Annotated in this window: 16 protein-coding genes, 1 other RNA gene, 1 pseudogene and 1 riboswitch; of the genes and pseudogenes, 9 read left to right on the forward strand and 9 right to left on the reverse strand. The window is 47.7% G+C overall.

From position 1 onward, the window contains the following. The first annotated feature begins 1 nt into the window (after nucleotide 1). From QUE60_RS07030 to panC, 3 genes are read left to right on the forward strand one after another with little or no spacing between them, the layout of a single operon-like run. Nucleotides 2-190: a DUF3460 family protein gene (locus tag QUE60_RS07030; protein WP_108508900.1), complete on the forward strand. Its 189-nt coding sequence runs from the start codon at nucleotides 2-4 to the stop codon at nucleotides 188-190. After that, nucleotides 183-1037 carry a segregation and condensation protein A gene (locus QUE60_RS07035; RefSeq protein ID WP_458574702.1) on the forward strand — a complete coding sequence of 285 codons (855 nt, stop codon included), beginning with the start codon at nucleotides 183-185 and terminating at the stop codon, nucleotides 1035-1037. The genes QUE60_RS07030 and QUE60_RS07035 overlap by 8 nt, the downstream gene beginning before the upstream one ends. Then, a complete protein-coding gene (panC, locus tag QUE60_RS07040) occupies nucleotides 1034-1903 on the forward strand; it encodes a pantoate--beta-alanine ligase (RefSeq protein ID WP_286226528.1) in 870 nt (289 codons plus the stop codon). The genes QUE60_RS07035 and panC overlap by 4 nt, the downstream gene beginning before the upstream one ends. A gap of 3 nt (nucleotides 1904-1906) precedes the next feature. Here the strand turns inward: panC and QUE60_RS07045 are convergent, their stop codons facing one another. The 6 genes from QUE60_RS07045 to QUE60_RS07070 form a co-directional block, all read right to left on the reverse strand. Beyond that, nucleotides 1907-2842 carry a methionyl-tRNA formyltransferase gene (locus QUE60_RS07045; RefSeq protein WP_286223378.1) on the reverse strand — a complete coding sequence of 312 codons (936 nt, stop codon included), beginning with the start codon at nucleotides 2840-2842 and terminating at the stop codon, nucleotides 1907-1909. Further along, nucleotides 2842-4089 (reverse strand): formyl-CoA transferase, encoded by a 1248-nt coding sequence (frc, locus tag QUE60_RS07050; protein ID WP_286225118.1) that lies wholly within the window; start codon nucleotides 4087-4089, stop codon nucleotides 2842-2844. The genes QUE60_RS07045 and frc (QUE60_RS07050) overlap by 1 nt, the downstream gene beginning before the upstream one ends. 102 nt (nucleotides 4090-4191) lie before the next feature. Next, a complete protein-coding gene (locus tag QUE60_RS07055; protein ID WP_286227503.1) occupies nucleotides 4192-4623 on the reverse strand; it encodes a PAS domain-containing protein in 432 nt (143 codons plus the stop codon). 62 nt (nucleotides 4624-4685) lie between these two features. Next, a complete protein-coding gene (gene frc / locus QUE60_RS07060) occupies nucleotides 4686-5936 on the reverse strand; it encodes a formyl-CoA transferase (protein WP_286226529.1) in 1251 nt (416 codons plus the stop codon). 37 nt (nucleotides 5937-5973) lie between these two features. Then, nucleotides 5974-7710, reverse strand: coding sequence for an oxalyl-CoA decarboxylase (gene oxc, locus QUE60_RS07065; RefSeq protein WP_286226530.1), 1737 nt, complete (start codon nucleotides 7708-7710; stop codon nucleotides 5974-5976). Between the two features lie 184 nt (nucleotides 7711-7894). Continuing rightward, the gene (locus QUE60_RS07070) at nucleotides 7895-8512 is read right to left on the reverse strand and encodes a Crp/Fnr family transcriptional regulator (RefSeq protein ID WP_108508908.1); all 618 of its coding nucleotides are present in this window, start codon (nucleotides 8510-8512) and stop codon (nucleotides 7895-7897) included. 75 nt (nucleotides 8513-8587) lie between these two features. Beyond that, nucleotides 8588-8791, forward strand: a riboswitch (cobalamin riboswitch). Between the two features lie 267 nt (nucleotides 8792-9058). Between QUE60_RS07070 and QUE60_RS07075 the strand changes: the two genes are divergently transcribed. From QUE60_RS07075 to QUE60_RS07095, 6 genes and pseudogenes are all read left to right on the forward strand, one after another. Continuing rightward, entirely contained in the window at nucleotides 9059-10870 is a 1812-nt protein-coding gene (locus tag QUE60_RS07075; RefSeq protein ID WP_286226531.1) for a TonB-dependent receptor domain-containing protein, read from the forward strand. A gap of 52 nt (nucleotides 10871-10922) precedes the next feature. After that, nucleotides 10923-11459 (forward strand): hypothetical protein, encoded by a 537-nt coding sequence (locus tag QUE60_RS07080; protein ID WP_286226532.1) that lies wholly within the window; start codon nucleotides 10923-10925, stop codon nucleotides 11457-11459. A gap of 19 nt (nucleotides 11460-11478) precedes the next feature. Then, nucleotides 11479-11718: a hypothetical protein gene (locus QUE60_RS07085; protein ID WP_286226533.1), complete on the forward strand. Its 240-nt coding sequence runs from the start codon at nucleotides 11479-11481 to the stop codon at nucleotides 11716-11718. Beyond that, a pseudogene (locus QUE60_RS09185) lies at nucleotides 11699-11932 on the forward strand (cell division protein ZapA); the annotation flags it as partial. The gene QUE60_RS07085 and the pseudogene QUE60_RS09185, both read left to right, overlap by 20 nt. 81 nt (nucleotides 11933-12013) lie before the next feature. Then, nucleotides 12014-12229, forward strand: a non-coding RNA gene (gene ssrS, locus QUE60_RS07090) — 6S RNA. Between the two features lie 3 nt (nucleotides 12230-12232). Then, nucleotides 12233-13051: a sulfite exporter TauE/SafE family protein gene (locus tag QUE60_RS07095; protein WP_286226534.1), complete on the forward strand. Its 819-nt coding sequence runs from the start codon at nucleotides 12233-12235 to the stop codon at nucleotides 13049-13051. Here QUE60_RS07095 and QUE60_RS07100 read toward each other — a convergent pair. The 3 genes from QUE60_RS07100 to QUE60_RS07110 form a co-directional block, all read right to left on the reverse strand. Next, a complete protein-coding gene (locus tag QUE60_RS07100) occupies nucleotides 13048-14571 on the reverse strand; it encodes a malonate--CoA ligase (RefSeq protein WP_286223386.1) in 1524 nt (507 codons plus the stop codon). The genes QUE60_RS07095 and QUE60_RS07100 overlap by 4 nt on opposite strands. A 27-nt stretch (nucleotides 14572-14598) precedes the next feature. Then, a complete protein-coding gene (locus tag QUE60_RS07105) occupies nucleotides 14599-15585 on the reverse strand; it encodes a Bug family tripartite tricarboxylate transporter substrate binding protein (RefSeq protein WP_286225123.1) in 987 nt (328 codons plus the stop codon). Between the two features lie 114 nt (nucleotides 15586-15699). Further along, on the reverse strand, nucleotides 15700-17004 hold the full coding sequence (locus QUE60_RS07110) for a malonyl-CoA decarboxylase (RefSeq protein ID WP_286226535.1): 1305 nt from the start codon (nucleotides 17002-17004) through the stop codon (nucleotides 15700-15702). Between the last annotated feature and the right edge of the window lie 15 nt (nucleotides 17005-17019).

Genomic DNA, 17019 nt, shown 5'->3' on the forward strand with positions numbered 1-17019 from the left:
TATGAAGAAATATAAATCTCAAGCCACCTTGTTTTTAGAAAAACTCAAGTCTCAAAATCCCCATCTGGAACAAGCGCAGCGTGAAGGTCGTGCCCTATTGTGGGATAAGCCTGCACTGAGCCCCGAAGAGATCCGACGCAACCAACTGGCTAAAGTCAAGCAACGCGCCTACGTCTATGGCAATGACTGAGGAGCTCGAACCGCTCCCCAATGGTCCATCAGAAGAAAAAATTGATGGCTTGAGCTCTGCGTTTGCCAAGCTGTATGGCGAACCGCTGTTTCAGTTACCAAATGATTTATACATTCCACCGGATGCTCTGGAGGTTTTTCTAGAAGCCTTTGAAGGTCCACTGGATTTACTGCTGTATCTGATTCGTAAACAGAATTTCAATGTCCTCGATATTCCAATGGCTGAGGTCACGCAGCAGTACCTCAGTTATATCGACCAAATCCGTCATCACAATCTTGAACTGGCGGCCGAGTATCTGCTAATGGCAGCGATGCTCATTGAGATTAAATCGCGCATGCTCCTGCCCATGAAAAAAGCAGACAGTGATGAAGAGGTCGAAGATCCACGCGCTGAGCTAGTACGGCGCTTACTGGAATACGAGCGCATGAAATTAGCTGCCCAAGAACTTGATCGTATTCCGCAAGTGGGTCGTGACTTTCAGGTGGCTCATGGCTATGTCGATACCAGCGTTGCGGTCACCTGGCCCGAGGTGAACCTCGAAGATTTACAGATGGCCTGGCGTGATGTCTTACACCGTGCCAAACTTAATCAACACCACACCATTACACGCGAGCAGTTATCGGTTCGTGACTTCATGACACGTATTCTGCGACGCTTACAGAACACCCGCTTTGTCGAATTCAGCGAGCTATTTGAGGATGCCATTCGTTCTGGTAATGGTGTCCCCGTGATTGTGGTGAACTTCATTGCGATGCTTGAACTCTCCCGTGAATCTCTCATTGAAATCACGCAAGCCGAGCCCTACGCGCCCATCTACGTCCGACTGGCTTATACACCAAGCGCATGAAGATCGTTACTGATATTCAAGAACTGCGCGACCAGTTGCGCGGCCAAAATCGTGCCTCCTTTGTTCCTACCATGGGTAATTTGCATGAAGGGCATCTCTCCTTAATGCGCATTGCAAGGCAGCACGGTGATCCAGTAATTGCCAGTATTTTTGTAAATCGCCTGCAATTTGGTCCTCATGAAGATTTTGATCAATACCCGCGCACTCTAGAGGCGGATGCCGAGAAGCTTGAAAAGGAAGGGGTTTATGTCCTGTTTGCCCCCACTGAGAAGGTCTTGTATCCCGAGCCACAGGAATACCGTGTGGATCCACCCAAGCAGTTGGGCGATATTTTGGAAGGCGAGTTCCGTCCCGGATTCTTTAAGGGGGTTTGTACCGTTGTCCTAAAACTATTCTCCTGCGTTCAGCCGCGCGTTGCGGTCTTTGGCAAAAAGGATTACCAGCAATTGATGATTATTCGCCAGATGGCCCATCAATTTGCCTTGCCCGTTGAGATTGTGGCTGGTGAAACTATTCGGGCTGATGATGGCTTGGCACTATCCTCGCGCAATGCCTATCTCAGTGATGCCGAGCGCGCTGAGGCCCCGCATTTGCAAGCCAGTCTGCAACAACTACGGTTAGATGTTTTAGATGCCATTCATCGGGCTAGTAACCCGAAACCTCTAGATCAATCCCTGCGTGATCTGGAGAAGAAGGCTAGCAGTGCCCTGACACAACGTGGCTGGCAACCTGACTACATCGCGATTCGTAAACGCGCCGATTTGCTAGCACCCAGCCATGATGATTTACTGGCAAAGAAAGAACTCGTTATTTTGGCGGCTGCCAAACTTGGCAAGACCCGCCTGATTGATAACCTCGAGATCTAAGGTTTAAGCGTCAAAGAACTGGCCGACTTGAATACCGGCTGCACTGGCACACTCAGAGCCAGAGACTTTGGAACCTTTTCCAACTTTGGCTTTCAGAACCTCGATCTGGCCGCCATGGCAGGCCACCTTAAACGAGTCTGAGCTAACCTCAACCACTTCGCCAGGCTTACCCTTAACCGATCCGAAGGTCGGGGTGACATGCTTGCGCACATCATAGATCTGAACCTTCTCACCATTAAGCGCAGTCCATGCACCTGGGGCTGGATTGCATGCCCGAATCAAGTTATAGATTTGGCTGACGTGATTTGACCAATGAATCCGAGCGGCGGCTTGGTCAAACCACCCTTCATAATTTGCTTGCGACTCATCTTGCACAATCTCTTGATGCTTGCCGGCCGCTACGAGGTCGGCTGCTTCCAATAATGCCTTTACCCCCAATGGGAAGAGATGATTAAAGTACACCTGACCTAGGGTATCGTCTGGACCAATTGGTACTTCCTTTTGCAAAATGATTTCACCCTCATCTAAACCATCTGAGGGTCGAAAGATCGTTAATCCGGTTTTGGTTTCGCCCAAAGCAATCGACCAACCAATGGCGCTGGGACCACGGTATTTTGGCAACAGCGATGGGTGATACTGAATCGTGCCAAACCGAGGAATCTTCACTAAATCCTGGGGTACAAATTGCAATACATAGGCCATCACGCAAATATCAGCCTTGCTATCGCGCATTGCATTGGCAGCCTCAGGCCCCTTGAGACTTGGGAACTGGAGCATATTGAGGCCCCGAGCCAAAGCGGTCTCTTTAAGGATCTCGGGCTTGGTGGCTTTCGGATTATCGGGTGGACAAAACACAGCCACCACCTCATCCCCACGCTCCAGAAAAGCCTCAAGCGCGGCTTTACCAAAATCTTGACTGCCAATCAGTGCAATGCGCATTAGATGACCTTCTTATGTCGTAAATCAATCAGATCATCGATATTAAAGCCAAGTTCTTGCAAGATCTCGTCGGTGTGCTCGCCCAATAGGGGGGAACGAGTGACCTCGGTGGGACTATCCGATAGTTTGATCGGATTACCAACGGTCAAATACTTACCACGAATGGGGTGGTCAACTTCCACCACTGTTCCAGTGGCACGCAAGGCAGGCTCTTCAGCAATCTCTTTCATCGAGAGGATTGGGCCACAGGGCACATCATATTGATTGAGAATATCCATCACCTCGAACTTGGTCTTGGTCATGGTCCACTTCTCAATCTCTGCAAAGATTCCCATCAGACGTGGTAAGCGCGCCATTGGCGATGCGTAATTAGTATCGGTAATCCAATCCTCACGACCAATCACTTTACAAATGGCTTCCCAGACAGCTGCTTGAACTACGATATAGATATAGGAATTAGGATCAGCTTCCCAGCCTTTACACTTCAAAATCCAACCGGGCTGGCCGCCACCAGATGCATTACCCGCGCGAGGCACTGCATCACCAAACTTACCATTGGGAAACTGTGGATACTCTTGCATCGTGCCGTTGCGCTCCAAACGCTGTTGGTCACGGAGCTTAACGCGGCAAAGGTTGAGAACCGCATCTTGCATGGCAGCATCGACCTTTTGCCCCTTGCCAGAGTGGGTGCGATGATAAAGTGCGGTCACAATACCAAGCGCCAAGTGCAAACCAGTTCCACTATCACCAATCTGCGCACCCGTTACCATGGGTGGGCCATCATCAAAACCCGTGGTTGATGCAGAACCGCCCGCACATTGCGCAACGTTCTCATACACCTTGCAATCCTCATAAGGCCCTGGTCCAAATCCTTTAATCGACGCCATGATCATGCGAGGGTTGAGTTCTTGAATGCGCTGCCAGGTAAATCCCATGCGATCCAAAGCGCCTGGAGCGAAGTTCTCAACCAAGACATCACACTGCTTAATTAGACGCTCCAGAATATCCTTCCCTTCTGGTGTTTTGGTATTCACGGTAATCGAGCGCTTGTTGTGATTGAGCATCGTGAAATACAAGCTATCGGCATCAGGTATATCTTGGAGTTGATTGCGTGTTGCATCACCCTCACCCGAGCGCTCCACCTTGATGACATCTGCTCCAAACCAAGCGAGCAACTGGGTGCACGTCGGCCCAGATTGAACGTGCGTAAAGTCGAGGATCTTAATCCCCTCAAGTGCTTTAGCCATAAAAAAGTCCTAAAAAGTATGAAAATATGATGAAAGCCATTTTACCAGTGCTGGTATTAGTCAAAAATGGTGTTCGATGATCAATTTGAGTCAACACGCCAATTAAGCCCCCGGCTTGGATTCCAGCTCGATCAGACGCTTTTTGAGTTCTTTTTCCTCCAAGAATCGTGCGGTCTCATCCCGAATCACCGCAACCACACCGCTAACCCGATGATGTTCATCATGAAGCATGGCGACCGTGAATGCGATCGACAAGGTATGCCCATCTTTATGAATAGCTGGCACTCGCAGGGTTTGCTTGCCGTACTTTGTGGCGCCTTTTTCCATCGAGTGGTGATAGCCTTCCCAATGACGCGCCCGAAATCGCTCCGGTGTAATGATGTCTAGATTTTGCCCCAAGGCCTCTGCCGCGGTGTATCCAAACATTTCTTCGGCAGCCCGATTCCACAGGGTAATTTTGCCTGCTACATTGGACACTACGACAGCATCGCCAATCGCCTCAATCAGCTGATGAAGATCGACCTCATCGTCCATGATCCGCTCCCCTTGAAAAACAAATGGCGCCCGCAGGCGCCATTGCTTAATCACAAATACGATTAGACTGCTTTTGCTGCATGCAACTGAGCAATTTGGTCTTTGCTGTAGCCAAGATCTGAGAGAACTTCATCGGTGTGCTCGCCCAAAACTGGGGATGGCTTCACTTCAACTTTCAGATCGGAGAACTTAATGGGGCTACCAATTGTCAGGTACTTGCCGCGTACTTTGTGATCCACTTCCACGATGGAACCGCTGGCACGTAAGTCAGGTGACTCAGCAATCTCTTTCATCGAGAGTACGGGTGCGCATGGAATATCGTACTTACGCAAGATATCAACCGCTTCGTACTTGGTCTTATCTTTGAGCCAATCTTCAATGGTTGCGAAGATGTCAAAAATCTTATCTTGACGAGCTTCTGCAGTCATATAGGCTGGATCGGTTGCCCACTCTGGCTTACCGAGAGCTTTGGTAATTGGTTCCCAAGCATGACCTTGAATCGTGAAATAGATGTAGGCATTTGGATCGGTTTCCCAGCCTTTGCACTTTAAGACCCAGCCAGGCTGTCCGCCACCACCGGCGTTACCGCCACGGGGCACAACATCAGTAAATTTACCATGAGGATACTGTGGGTACTCTTCGAGATAACCGACGCGATCCAAACGCTGCTGGTCACGCAACTTCACACGGCAGAGGTTCAATACGGCGTCTTGCATTGAGCAAGCCACTTTTTGACCTTTACCGGTCTTTTGACGATGCATGAGGGCAGTCAAAATACCAATCGCTAAGTGCATACCGGTATTGCTATCGCCCAATGCGGCAGCAGATACGGTGGGAGGGCCGTCCCAGAAACCGGTGGTCGATGCAGCACCGCCAGCACACTGAGCCACGTTCTCATACACTTTTAGATCCTCATAGGAGTGACCGTCGGAGAAGCCTTTTACGGAAGCCAAGATCATCTTGGGGTTCAATTCCATAATGCGATCCCATGAGAAACCCATGCGATCTAAGGCACCAGGACCAAAGTTCTCAACCATCACATCAGAAACCTTGATCAACTTCTCGAGCACTTCTTTACCCTGAGGAGTTTTGGTATCCAAGGTTAAGGAACGCTTGTTACCATTGAGCATCGTGAAGTACAAAGCATCAGCATCCGGAATATCGCGCAACTGACTGCGGGTCACGTCGCCAGAGCCGGGACGCTCTACTTTAATGACGTCGGCACCATAAAAGCCAAGCAATTGGGTGCAAGCAGGGCCTGCTTGTACGTGGGTGAAATCGATAATCCGAATTCCGTCTAGTGGTTTACTCATCTTGAATCTCCTTTGGACTCTTTATATCAATTAATGATTACTTCTTAGTTGCAGTAGAAGCTGGGTTGAGGTTGGTTAAACGACCACTCTCAGTACCGGCAGTTTCATCGATCACAGCATTGATGACGGTGGGCTTGCCAGAAGCTAATGACTTGTTCAATGCATCAGTCAACTCCTCAGGGGTGGTGACGTTATATCCGACTCCACCAAACGCCTCCATCATGATGTCGTAACGGGCATTCTTCACAAACACGGTTGGCGCAACATCAGAGCCACCCGTGGGGTTCACATCAGTACCACGGTAAACGCCGTTATTGTTAAATACCACCGTGATGATTGGCAAGTTATAACGGCAGATGGTTTCGAGTTCCATGCCGCTAAATCCAAATGCGCTATCACCCTCGATCGCAATGACCGGTAACTTACTTACCACTGCAGCGCCGATGGCGTAACCCATACCAATACCCATAATGCCCCAAGTTCCGGAGTCAAAACGCTTACGTGGCTTGTACATATTGACGATGCTACGGGCATAGTCAAGCGTATTGGCACCTTCGTTCACGATATTGACTTCGGGATTGGCCTTCACCACTTCACGAATTGCACGCAATGCGCTGTGGAAGTTCATAGGCGATGGGTTCTTGGAGAGTGTCTCCTCCATCTTGGCAATGTTCTTCTCTTTTTTCTCGTTGATTGCATTAATCCACTCAGCGCTGGGCTTGGGAACGTTTGCAATCTGCTTCAAGATCTCGGTGACACACGAACCAACATCACCAATGACAGGTGCTGCGATCGGAACGTTACTATCGATTTCGGTCGGTGCGATATCAATCTGAATAAATTTTTTCAAATGATTGCCCCAAGTTTTACCTTTACCGTGAGCCAATAGCCAATTTAAGCGGGCACCAACCAACATCACCGCATCGGCTTCTGCCAACACAAATGAACGCGCTGCGGATGCGCACTGTGGGTGGTTATCGGGTAATAAACCCTTGGCCATGGACATTGGCAAATAAGGAATGCCCGATTTCTCAACCAAATCTTTGATCTCTTGGTCGGCTTGCGCATAAGCAGCACCTTTACCCAACAAAATTAAGGGGCGCTTAGCATTCTTCAACACATCGATAGCACGCTTGATCGCGTCTGGAGCAGGAATCTGCTTCGGTGCTGCATCAATCACGCGGAACAATGATTCTTGTCCCTTTTGAGCCGGAATACTTTGTCCCAATAACTGTGCAGGCAGATCGAGATAAACGCCGCCTGGACGTCCAGAGACCGCAGCACGAATGGCGCGAGCGACACCAATGGCAATATCTTCTGCCTTATTAATCCGGTAAGAAGCTTTCGCATAGGGCTTAGCAGCATTGAGCTGATCCATTTCTTCGTAATCACCCTGTTGCAAGTCCACAATCTCACGCTCGCTCGATCCAGAAATTAAGATCATGGGGAAGCAGTTGGTAGTTGCATTAGCAAGGGCGGTCAAGCCATTTAAGAATCCTGGGGCCGACACCGTTAAGCAGATGCCAGGCTTTTGGGTCATATAACCAGCAATCGCTGCAGCATTACCAGCATGCTGTTCGTGACGGAAGCCAATGAAGCGCATTCCTTCCGCTTGAGCCAAGCGAGCTAGATCGGTAATTGGAATACCAACGAGTCCAAAAATGGTATCGATATCGTTGGCCTTTAAGGCATCGATCACTAAATGGAAACCGTCGGTTAATGGGGTATCTTCTGCAGCAGCATTGGCAGAATGCTCTTTCGTCGCTGTCAACATAACGTTGTTTCTCTCCGTGGGATTGGTTGTCTTCAGCATTGCCTCCATAAAAGAGTCTCCGCTGAACTGAAACGAATCTTAGGACTCATAGATAGCTTCAGCATTGACTTTCGTCAATTTCCCCTAAAATCCAATAAAAACCTAGGGTTAGAGCCTACTCAATCCCCTAAAAAACCCTTTTATTTTATATAAATAGCTCTTTGTGTTTACTCTTTAAACGGCTTAGAGTTTCGGGTGAGAGATTGAGATAGGCGGCTAATTCTTTCTTGGGCAAAACATCGAACAAGTTTTCATATTTCCGCAAAAATCGCTCGACTCGGCCCGGGGCATCGAGCATGTGCAGGGTTATGGTGTGCGCCATGATTTCACTCATGAGACGCATTACCTCAAACTCGAAACTTTCTTTCAGTTTTGGATGATTCTCTAGAAACTCAGCCCACTTTTTAAGCGGCATCCGCGCCACCCTTGCCTTGGTAACCGAAGCGATGCTGTATGGAGCGGCGCGCTGTAAGCGCCAAGCGGCATAACTAGTTTCAATATCTTTCTCAATGGCAAAACGCAAGATCATTTCTTTTGCATCGGCACTCGACACAATGCGCTTCAAGATTCCATCGAGAACAAAGTATTGCTCCATTTGATAGTTACCTTGGCGCAATAAGATCTCGGATTTCTTCAGATCCGAGATCTCAAGAGAGCTCTCTAATTCAGCCATGCTGCCCGGGTCTAGATTACGCAGGACAATGTTTTGGCTTAGCTGCAAGCGAATTAGGTTTTTCTCTGGATGTCTGTCTAGTATGGTCATTGAAATATATGCTTGAACCTCTCATTGTAAGCCTTTCAACATCACATATTCGGGTTATTCCTAGTCGCAGATAGGGTAATATAGGGCTGTCGTGGTGCCCAAATGCTTGCATTTGGGTTAAACGGGAAACACTATTCAAACGTGTGCTGCCCCCGCAACGGTAAGTGAATGCGCTCTTCGTTTAGCGCTATGGTTTGATAAGCCACTGTGTATCAATGCATGGGAAGGCCAAATCTAATGTTCACCAGCCCGGATACCGGCCAAGACAGGTGGAACTTCGTGAACGGGGACCTTCGCGCGCCAATATAGGGTACTCGTACACCCTCATTGACGCTCATCCCTATTCCGAATTCTGTATCGCCCGCTAACGGGGAGGTTGGCAGGCATTACAACTTGGGATTCATCATGCAACCTTGCCGTAACTCTTTCGGAGCCAAGAACCGTTGGCGCCTATCTGCACTCACCCTTGCCTCAACCCTCGTTTTTAGCAACCCAACCGTATTTGCTCAAAGCAGTAATGTCTCGGTCAGTACAGCCAATAATCCAATGGATCCGGTAATTGTCACTGCGACTCGTACCCCAACCCGTGCCAACGACGTTTTGGCTGACTACGTCTTCATCGGCCCCGAAGAAATTGCTGATGCGGGGCAAACGAGTCTAGTGGAGCTATTACAGCGACAAAGGGGGGTAGAGATCACTGGCGCAAGTGGAAGTGGCGGTGCTGGTGCAAGCGTTTTCTTGCGTGGAACGAGCAATCAACAAAGCTTGCTTTTAATTGATGGGGTTAGGGTTGAAGCAGGTTTCCTCGGCGGGCCAACATGGTCGGCTATTCCGTTAGCAATTATTGATCGCATTGAAATTATTTTTGGGCCCCAAAGTAGTCTTTATGGATCTGACGCTATCGGCGGCGTAATTCAAATTTTTACTAAAACTGGTGAAGGTCCTTTTCAGGCATCGGCATCAACTGGTTATGGCACTTACGGAACAACCATTTCAGAGGCTGGAATTTTTGGCAGAGCTGGAAAAGATAGCCAGGTTAAATACTCTCTAAGTGCAACTCAGGAAGTTTCTTCTGGATTCAATTTAATAGCGACTAATATGCCCTTTCGGTCTACCTACAATACCACTCAAAATATGGGCTACACAAGAGATGGCGGGACAGGGAAACTAAGCCTAGAATTTAGTCGTGGCCAAGAATTAGGAATTCAGTTTTTTGCAAGTCGATTGAAATCACAAGCATCTGCTACACCCAGTCAATTGGCGGAATCAATTGGTAGCACAAGTAGTTTTGCCATATTTTCAAATAATCAAATTACCAACGTATGGAAAAGTTATATTCAAGTTTCTCAATCGTATGATTCAGGACAAAACTTGTTTTACAACTCACTTTACAACACGAAGCAAAATATTTACACGTGGCAAAACGATATACAAGTTGGTGAAGATACTTTGCAGTTATTGGCAGAAAGGCGAAGTCAAAATGTATTTTCTGACGATTTGAATTACAACTCCAGCTGGCCTTTTCCTAGGGAACAGTTTTCGCAGACACGAAATACAAATTCTCTAGCAGGGCTTTACCAATTAAAACGTGGGGCTCATCTTGCAAATGCATCCTTTAGAAATGACAATATTACGGGTTATGGATCTCAGAACACGGGGGGAATTTCTTACGGCTATTTTTTTACAAAGCAACTAAGGGCCAATATTAATTACGGAACAGGCTTCCGAGCGCCAACGTTTAACGACTTGTACTACCCAGGTTATGGAAATAGCAATATTCAGGCCGAGAAGAGCAAAAATACCGAAGCCGGAATTCATTATGAATCAATAAAATTTGATGCGCGCATGATTGCCTATACCAATACGATCACTAACCTAATTCAAGGATCTGGCAGCATTAATACCAGTCAGTGTTCACCAGGATTCGGAAGTAGTGGCTGCGCCATAAATATCGGTGAAGCAAAAATTACCGGTTTATCGATTGGTGGCGCTATTCGATCTGGCAATACCTCATTTCGCGGTTCTTTTGATCAACAAAATCCTGTGGATGAATCCTCTGGAAGTGTTTTACCCAAACGAGCCAAACAATTTGGTAATGCTGGAATTGATTACAAACTTCGTAATCTCAAGACCGGTATAGAAGGAACATTTGTTGGAAGGCGATTTGATAGCTATCCCGCTGGAGCTGCAATGGGTGGATATGCTTTATTTAATGTATTTGCAGACTATGAGTTTGCGAAGGACTGGTCGGTTTTTGGTCGTTGGAACAATATCTTCAATAAAGATTATCAGCTGTCCTATGGATTTAATACCCCGGGATCGAACCTTTTTGTCGGGGTTCGGTACGCCATGAAATAAAGGATTTTTGCTAATTTAGGTCTAAAATAGGCTCATTACTCAAGGAGGAAACATGTTTAATCTTTCGACCAAAAAGACTGTTGGGATTGCAGTGATTTTTTCCTTGATTTTGTGGGCCACCCGAGGTCAACATGTGGCTTCCATGATGAGTCTGCCGGATGCCACTTGGGCAATTGCTTTCATGCTTGGTTTTTTATTGAGCCCCATTCTCTTCTTAATCGTTTTAGTTCAGGCCTTTGTAATCGACTACTTGGCGATGGGTAATTACCTCTTTAACTTTGCGTACGCGGCCCTGATTCCTGCATATTTGGCACTTTGGTTGGCTGGTCGGTGGTTGCGGCAGCACTTCGAACAGCAAGGTTTTAAGATTAGTCAATTTGTTGTGGCCCTAATTGGTGGCGTATCAATTTGCGAGTTGATCTCAAGTGGGGGTTTTTATTTCCAAAAGAGCAATGCTTCACTATTAGGGTTTGCTGAGATCTTTGGAACCTACTTCTTTGGTAATTTGTTCTTCACCCTCTGCTACGTTGCTGTTGCCTCGCTAGCGTTCTATCTGGTGACCGAGACCTCCAAAAAGAAATTAGCCTAGTTCTGATACGATCTTGTTTATGTCGCAAGATTCCATCGAGCAAACGCTCCGACGTCTTTCTGAGAAGTTAAAAATGGTGAATGCCTCCGTTGAGGCATTACTAAACGATCGCGTTGCCCTTGAGTCAAAAATTGAGGATGCCCAAAAGCGTATTGAGCACATCCTAAAGCGCCTGCCAGAACAAAGTGATTCTCGCCAAATGAACCTGTTAGGCGATAACGCAATCATCGATAAAGACCATGACCCAACAACGCATTGAAGTGAGCCTTGCTGGCCACAAAATCACACTAGCTACATCAAGCGATCATGAGCCATTACTTCGCGAGGCCTGCACCTTAGTAGATGAACAGATTAAGTTAGCTCTAGCCAGTGGTAATAAAAGTATTGAACGGGCAGCCATGATGGCGGCCATTAAATTAGCGGGTGACCTGATTCAAGCTCAGCAATCTTTGGCACAAGCAACCAATGCCCCCAAGGTTGATCCCGAACAACTGACTTTGATTGAACAGGAAGTCAATGCGCTTGAGCAGCAAGTCGATTCCCTGATCAAAACACTTTCCCTGCCTGGTGCGCCAAGGCCAATAGTTCCTTGAACCGATGCGTAAGCATACGGAACGGGTATTGCAGTATGGGCGCGAGCGTCTGATCGATTTACAGTGTGGGCTAGTCCGATACTCCCTGAGTCATTTGATGCACCCGAAGTATTGCTACCGTGCCACCTTGAACTTTAGGGTTCAGGATGACGGTCTAGCGACCAAGGCGGGGATCCTTGCATGTTTCTGACTGATATTGCAATCCTGCTGGTTTGCGGAGCCTGTGCAGGGTTCTTAGCGGGTCTGCTTGGGATTGGCGGGGGAATGATTTTGGTCCCCTTCATGATCATTGTCTTTAATCACCAGGGCTTTAGCCAAGACATCATTGTTCATATGGCCATTGCCACTGGAATGACCACCATTTTGTTTACCTCACTGTCAGCCATTCGGGCGCATCATCGCCATGGCTCAATTGACTGGAAACTGGTTGCGGGCTTCACCCCCGGAATCATTGTGGGGAGTTTTTTAGGAGGTAGCGAACTATTTGAGGCATTCAATACTGGCTGGCTCTCCCTCTTCTTTGCCATCTTTATTGTGTACACCTCGATTCAGATGTTCATCAACAAAAAGCCCAAGCCGGAACGTGAGCTACCTGGTAAGGTCGGCTTATTCTCTTATGGCGCCTTCTCCGGAGGGCTATCGAGCTTACTAGGTGCCGGTGGCGCCTTTGTCACCGTGCCATTCATGATCTGGTGCAATGTGAGTCCCCATGTCGCAATGGCAACCTCCTCGGGGCTCGGCTTTCCGATTGCGCTTGCGTCAACCTTGGGTTACGTCTTTGGTAGCTTTGGTCGGCCCGACTTACCGGCAGGATCTTTTGGCTTCATTTATCTACCGGCCGTTGCCTGCATCGTAGCAACGAGTATTTTTACTGCCCCACTTGGAGCAAAATTAGCTCGCAAGCTCAATGTCATTCAACTCAAGCGAGTCTTTGGGGTAATGCTAATGTTCTTAGCGCTCTTTATGTTCAATGAGGCCCATAAAGCGCTTGGCGCTTAATGGCTGTACTGCTGGCGCAATACGTTCTTTTGGACCTTACCCATGGCGTTTCGGGGTAAGTCGTTGACAATTTCAACCCGCTTGGGAACTTTGAAGTTTGCAATCTTTGACTTGAGAGCATCGATCATCGATTGGCTATTGAGTTTGGCGCCTGGCTTTGGAACCACCACGGCCATGACCGCCTCACCAAAGTCTTTATGCGGAATCCCAATCACTGCGCTTTCCTCAACCCCATCCATATCATCAATAAAACTCTCAATTTCTTTTGGATAGACGTTGTAGCCACCCGAGATAATTAAATCCTTATTGCGACCCACGATGCACAGATAGTGATCAGGCACTTTACCGGCACTGGTTTCACCACCCCAACGACCCACATCACCCGTTTTAAACCAACCGTCTTTAGTGAACTCCTCAGCGGTCTTCTCAGGCATGCGCCAGTAGCCCTTAAATATATTCGGACCGCGCACTTCAATGGCACCAATCTCGTTGACATCACAGAGTGATCCGGATTCATTCACGACACGAACCTCAACTCCAGGAAGAGGAACGCCAACGGATCCCCCAACTCTGGCACCCTTATACGGATTAGAGACCAACATCACAGTCTCACTCATACCATAGCGCTCAAGAATAGTATGACCAGACACTTTCTGGAAATTATTAAAGGTCTCAGTTAATAAAGGTGCGGAGCCTGAAACAAAGAGGCGCATGTTTTTACAGACGCTCTGATTAAAGTTCGGATCCAGCAGAAGGCGTACATAGAATGTTGGCACGCCCATCATGACGGTTGAGCGTGGCAAATGCTTAATGAGTTGTGCAGTATCCAAACGAGGCAACCAAATCATTTTGCTGCCGTTTAATAAAGCGCCATGGGCAGCAACAAACAATCCGTGCACATGGAAAATGGGCAGAGCATGCAAAAGGACATCACCTTTTTTCCAGCCCCAAAACTCTTTTAATACCAGGGCATTACTACCCAGGTTACCGTGCGTGAGCATGGCACCTTTACTGCGACCTGTAGTACCGGAGGTGTACAAAATAGCAGCTAGTTCGTCGTCGGCTTTTTTAACGGTCTTAAATTGATCGGAACACTGAGCAGCGCGATCTAAAAGTGATCCGGTCCGATTCTCATCGAGGGTGAATACATTTTGAGTGCCGCTCTTAAATGCAATCTTTGAAATCCAAGAAAAGTTCTTGGAACTGCAAACGACAACGGCTGGTTCTGCATTCTCTAGAAAATACTGAATCTCAGACTCTTGATACGCCGTGTTCAAGGGTAAATACACATACCCGGCACGTAGAGTGGCCAGATATAAGAAAAGTGCTTCTGGGGATTTTTCAACTTGGACAGCAACTCGTGAGCCTTGGGGTAACTTCAAGCTCTTGAGAAGATTTGCCATCATGGCCGTGGCGCGATCGAGATCGCGCCACGAGTAATACAGTCCGTCTTGGGTTTCTAGTGCACAGTCCTCGCGATTTTTAGGAAAGCCAGACTCTAATAATGCGTATAAGTTCACTCAAAACCCTTGACTACGAATACAAAATTAATCGAGCTTAGCGCCTGATTTCTTAACAACCTCAGCCCAACGGGTTACGTCAGACGCAACTTGCTTACCAAATGCCTCTCCGTAAAGATTTGGATTATCCGCACCGTTTTGAGCCCAAATCGCTTTCAACTTTGGTGAGTTAAGAGCCTTTTGAACCTCAGCTGTCATCTTATCGATGATTGGCTTTGGTGTGCCAGCAGGAGCAAACATACCGTACCAAGTCGAAACGCGATAGTCAGGCAAACCAGCTTCTACAAATGTTGGTACGTTTGGAATTGCTGGATTGCGCTTCTCAGAAGCAACGGCGATCGCAAACAACTTACCAGCATTAATTTGTGGAGCGGATGTTCCCAAGCCATCGAATTCCAAATCAACCTGGCCAGCTAAGAGGTCACTCATTGCGGGACCTGCACCACGATAAGGAATATGAACAATGAAGGTGCCTGTTTGGATCTTAAATAACTCACCAGCTAAGTGATGCACTGTGCCACTACCGGCGCTGGCAAAGTTGTATTTACCAGGGTTCTTCTTCATAAGAGCAATGAAGTCTTTTAAGTTACGAGCACTCACACGATTGGGGTTTACTACCAATACCTGTGGAACGCTGGCTAAAAGAGCAACTGGAATGAAGCTCTTTTGAATGTCATAGTCCAAGTTCTTGTACATGGAAGGAGCAATGGTGTGATGGGATGCGCCAATAAACCAGGTATAGCCATCTGGTGCTGCTTTCGCTGCAACCGATGCACCTACCGTACCACCTGCACCACCACGGTTATCAATAATGAACTGCTTACCCAATTGCTCGGTTAACTGAGCAGCCAAAGGACGGGCGAATGCATCCGTGCCACCACCCGCTGGGAATGGGTTCAAAAATGTGACGGTTTTTACTGGCCACTCTTGCGCATGAGCGGTGCTTGATAAGCCCACTACTGCTAATAAGCTAAGCACGAGGCCCGCTATTTTTTTCTTCTGAATTAATGCCATTATTGTCTCCTCTTCAATTCTTATAAAGGGTAAAACGATTGCGAACATCATTCTAAATCGAACTTCAAAAACTAGGGCAAAACCCCTAAAAGTCTTATACAGGACTTATTAGGCTTATGTTTTGATCAGCTTACCAACCGAACGGGAATAAATAATATCGCCGTTCACGAAGCGCTCATGATTTTCCTCAACGCTCGACAGATCATACAGATAATTCACCATTAAACCAGCGGATTGCCGCAGGCCATTTTTGGACAAATCACCCGCCCAATTAATTTGATGCAGCTTGGCACCATTACCTAGATGGAATTTAGCGACAGGATTGCCGTCCCGACTTGGGGTAACCACGGTCAGATAAATCGCGGTTAAAGCCATCAGGGCAGCCTTTTCGTCCTCACTGCATTGATCTGGATGCCAGGACTTGCCTAGCTTATCCATCCAATTAGCACCATTGAGTTTCAAAAGTTCAAGCGCCTCGTCACGGGCCTTACGAATCGCCGGCTTCATTTTGTCAGAGCTTGGCAGGTCGCCCAAATGGGCTCCATCGGTAATCCACTCCATGAGGCCCGGAATCGGGGATAGTGTCACAAAGGTTTTTAATCCCGGGAACTCGGCATGGAGTTGCTCAGCAACGCGCTTAATTAAGAAGTTGCCCATCGAAACCCCCCGCAGTCCAGACTCGCAGTTACTAATGGAGTAAAACGCAGCCACTTTGAATTGGTTGGTTTGCTCTACAGGGATAGATTTTTTATCCACTAAAGGCATGATGGCAACTGGAATCTCGGGAAGCAGAGCAACTTCCACGAAGATTAAGGGCTCATCCGGTAGCTGGGGATGGAAAAAGGCAAAACAACGCCGATCGGGTTGCAAACGCCGGCGCAGATCATCCCAGCCATCAATGGCATGGACGGCCTCGTGGGCAATGATCTTCTCCAAAATCTCTGCCGGTGACTTCCAGTCAACACGGTGCATCTTCAAAAACCCAGGATTAAACCAGGACGACAAGAGGTGTCGCATGTCGTAGTCCAAGCCCATTAACTCCGGTTTCTTATTTAGTAAGGTCAAAAGATCGCGACGCATTTCGACGACTGCAGCCGTACCACCCGGAGCTCGATTGAGGCGCCTTAAAAGCTCTTGGCGAGGGGATTCAGAGATCTTCTGCAGGCGAATGTAATTTCTTGCATTTGGATCTGCCGCAAAACTTTGCGCTGCCTTCGTCAGTTGCTCAGCATCAATATTGAATTGTTCAGCGAGCATCATAAAAAATTTAGAGCGATGATCGGCATTGAGCTTACGGTAGTTTGAGATCACATCTAAGGCCATACTGACAGCGTTTGATTCACCCCGTTCAGAAATAAGCTGGCGAACCGCACTGTTGGCTCGGGATAGGTAACGGGTTTGGGCAATTTTCTCTAGCATGCTGACAGCATAACC

Origin of the sequence: Polynucleobacter sp. HIN11 (genome assembly GCF_030297675.1) — a bacterium.
Classification (GTDB): domain Bacteria; phylum Pseudomonadota; class Gammaproteobacteria; order Burkholderiales; family Burkholderiaceae; genus Polynucleobacter.

Coding starts and splice junctions, on each gene's coding strand:
- QUE60_RS07030 (WP_108508900.1), top strand. CDS start 2: ATGAAGAAATATAAATCTCAAGCCACCTTGTTTTTAGAAAAACTCAAG.
- QUE60_RS07035 (WP_458574702.1), top strand. CDS start 183: ATGACTGAGGAGCTCGAACCGCTCCCCAATGGTCCATCAGAAGAAAAA.
- panC (WP_286226528.1), top strand. CDS start 1,034: ATGAAGATCGTTACTGATATTCAAGAACTGCGCGACCAGTTGCGCGGC.
- QUE60_RS07045 (WP_286223378.1), bottom strand. CDS start 2,842: ATGCGCATTGCACTGATTGGCAGTCAAGATTTTGGTAAAGCCGCGCTT.
- frc (WP_286225118.1), bottom strand. CDS start 4,089: ATGGCTAAAGCACTTGAGGGGATTAAGATCCTCGACTTTACGCACGTT.
- QUE60_RS07055 (WP_286227503.1), bottom strand. CDS start 4,623: ATGGACGATGAGGTCGATCTTCATCAGCTGATTGAGGCGATTGGCGAT.
- frc (WP_286226529.1), bottom strand. CDS start 5,936: ATGAGTAAACCACTAGACGGAATTCGGATTATCGATTTCACCCACGTA.
- oxc (WP_286226530.1), bottom strand. CDS start 7,710: ATGTTGACAGCGACGAAAGAGCATTCTGCCAATGCTGCTGCAGAAGAT.
- QUE60_RS07070 (WP_108508908.1), bottom strand. CDS start 8,512: ATGACCATACTAGACAGACATCCAGAGAAAAACCTAATTCGCTTGCAG.
- QUE60_RS07075 (WP_286226531.1), top strand. CDS start 9,059: ATGGATCCGGTAATTGTCACTGCGACTCGTACCCCAACCCGTGCCAAC.
- QUE60_RS07080 (WP_286226532.1), top strand. CDS start 10,923: ATGTTTAATCTTTCGACCAAAAAGACTGTTGGGATTGCAGTGATTTTT.
- QUE60_RS07085 (WP_286226533.1), top strand. CDS start 11,479: ATGTCGCAAGATTCCATCGAGCAAACGCTCCGACGTCTTTCTGAGAAG.
- QUE60_RS07095 (WP_286226534.1), top strand. CDS start 12,233: ATGTTTCTGACTGATATTGCAATCCTGCTGGTTTGCGGAGCCTGTGCA.
- QUE60_RS07105 (WP_286225123.1), bottom strand. CDS start 15,585: ATGGCATTAATTCAGAAGAAAAAAATAGCGGGCCTCGTGCTTAGCTTA.
- QUE60_RS07110 (WP_286226535.1), bottom strand. CDS start 17,004: ATGCTAGAGAAAATTGCCCAAACCCGTTACCTATCCCGAGCCAACAGT.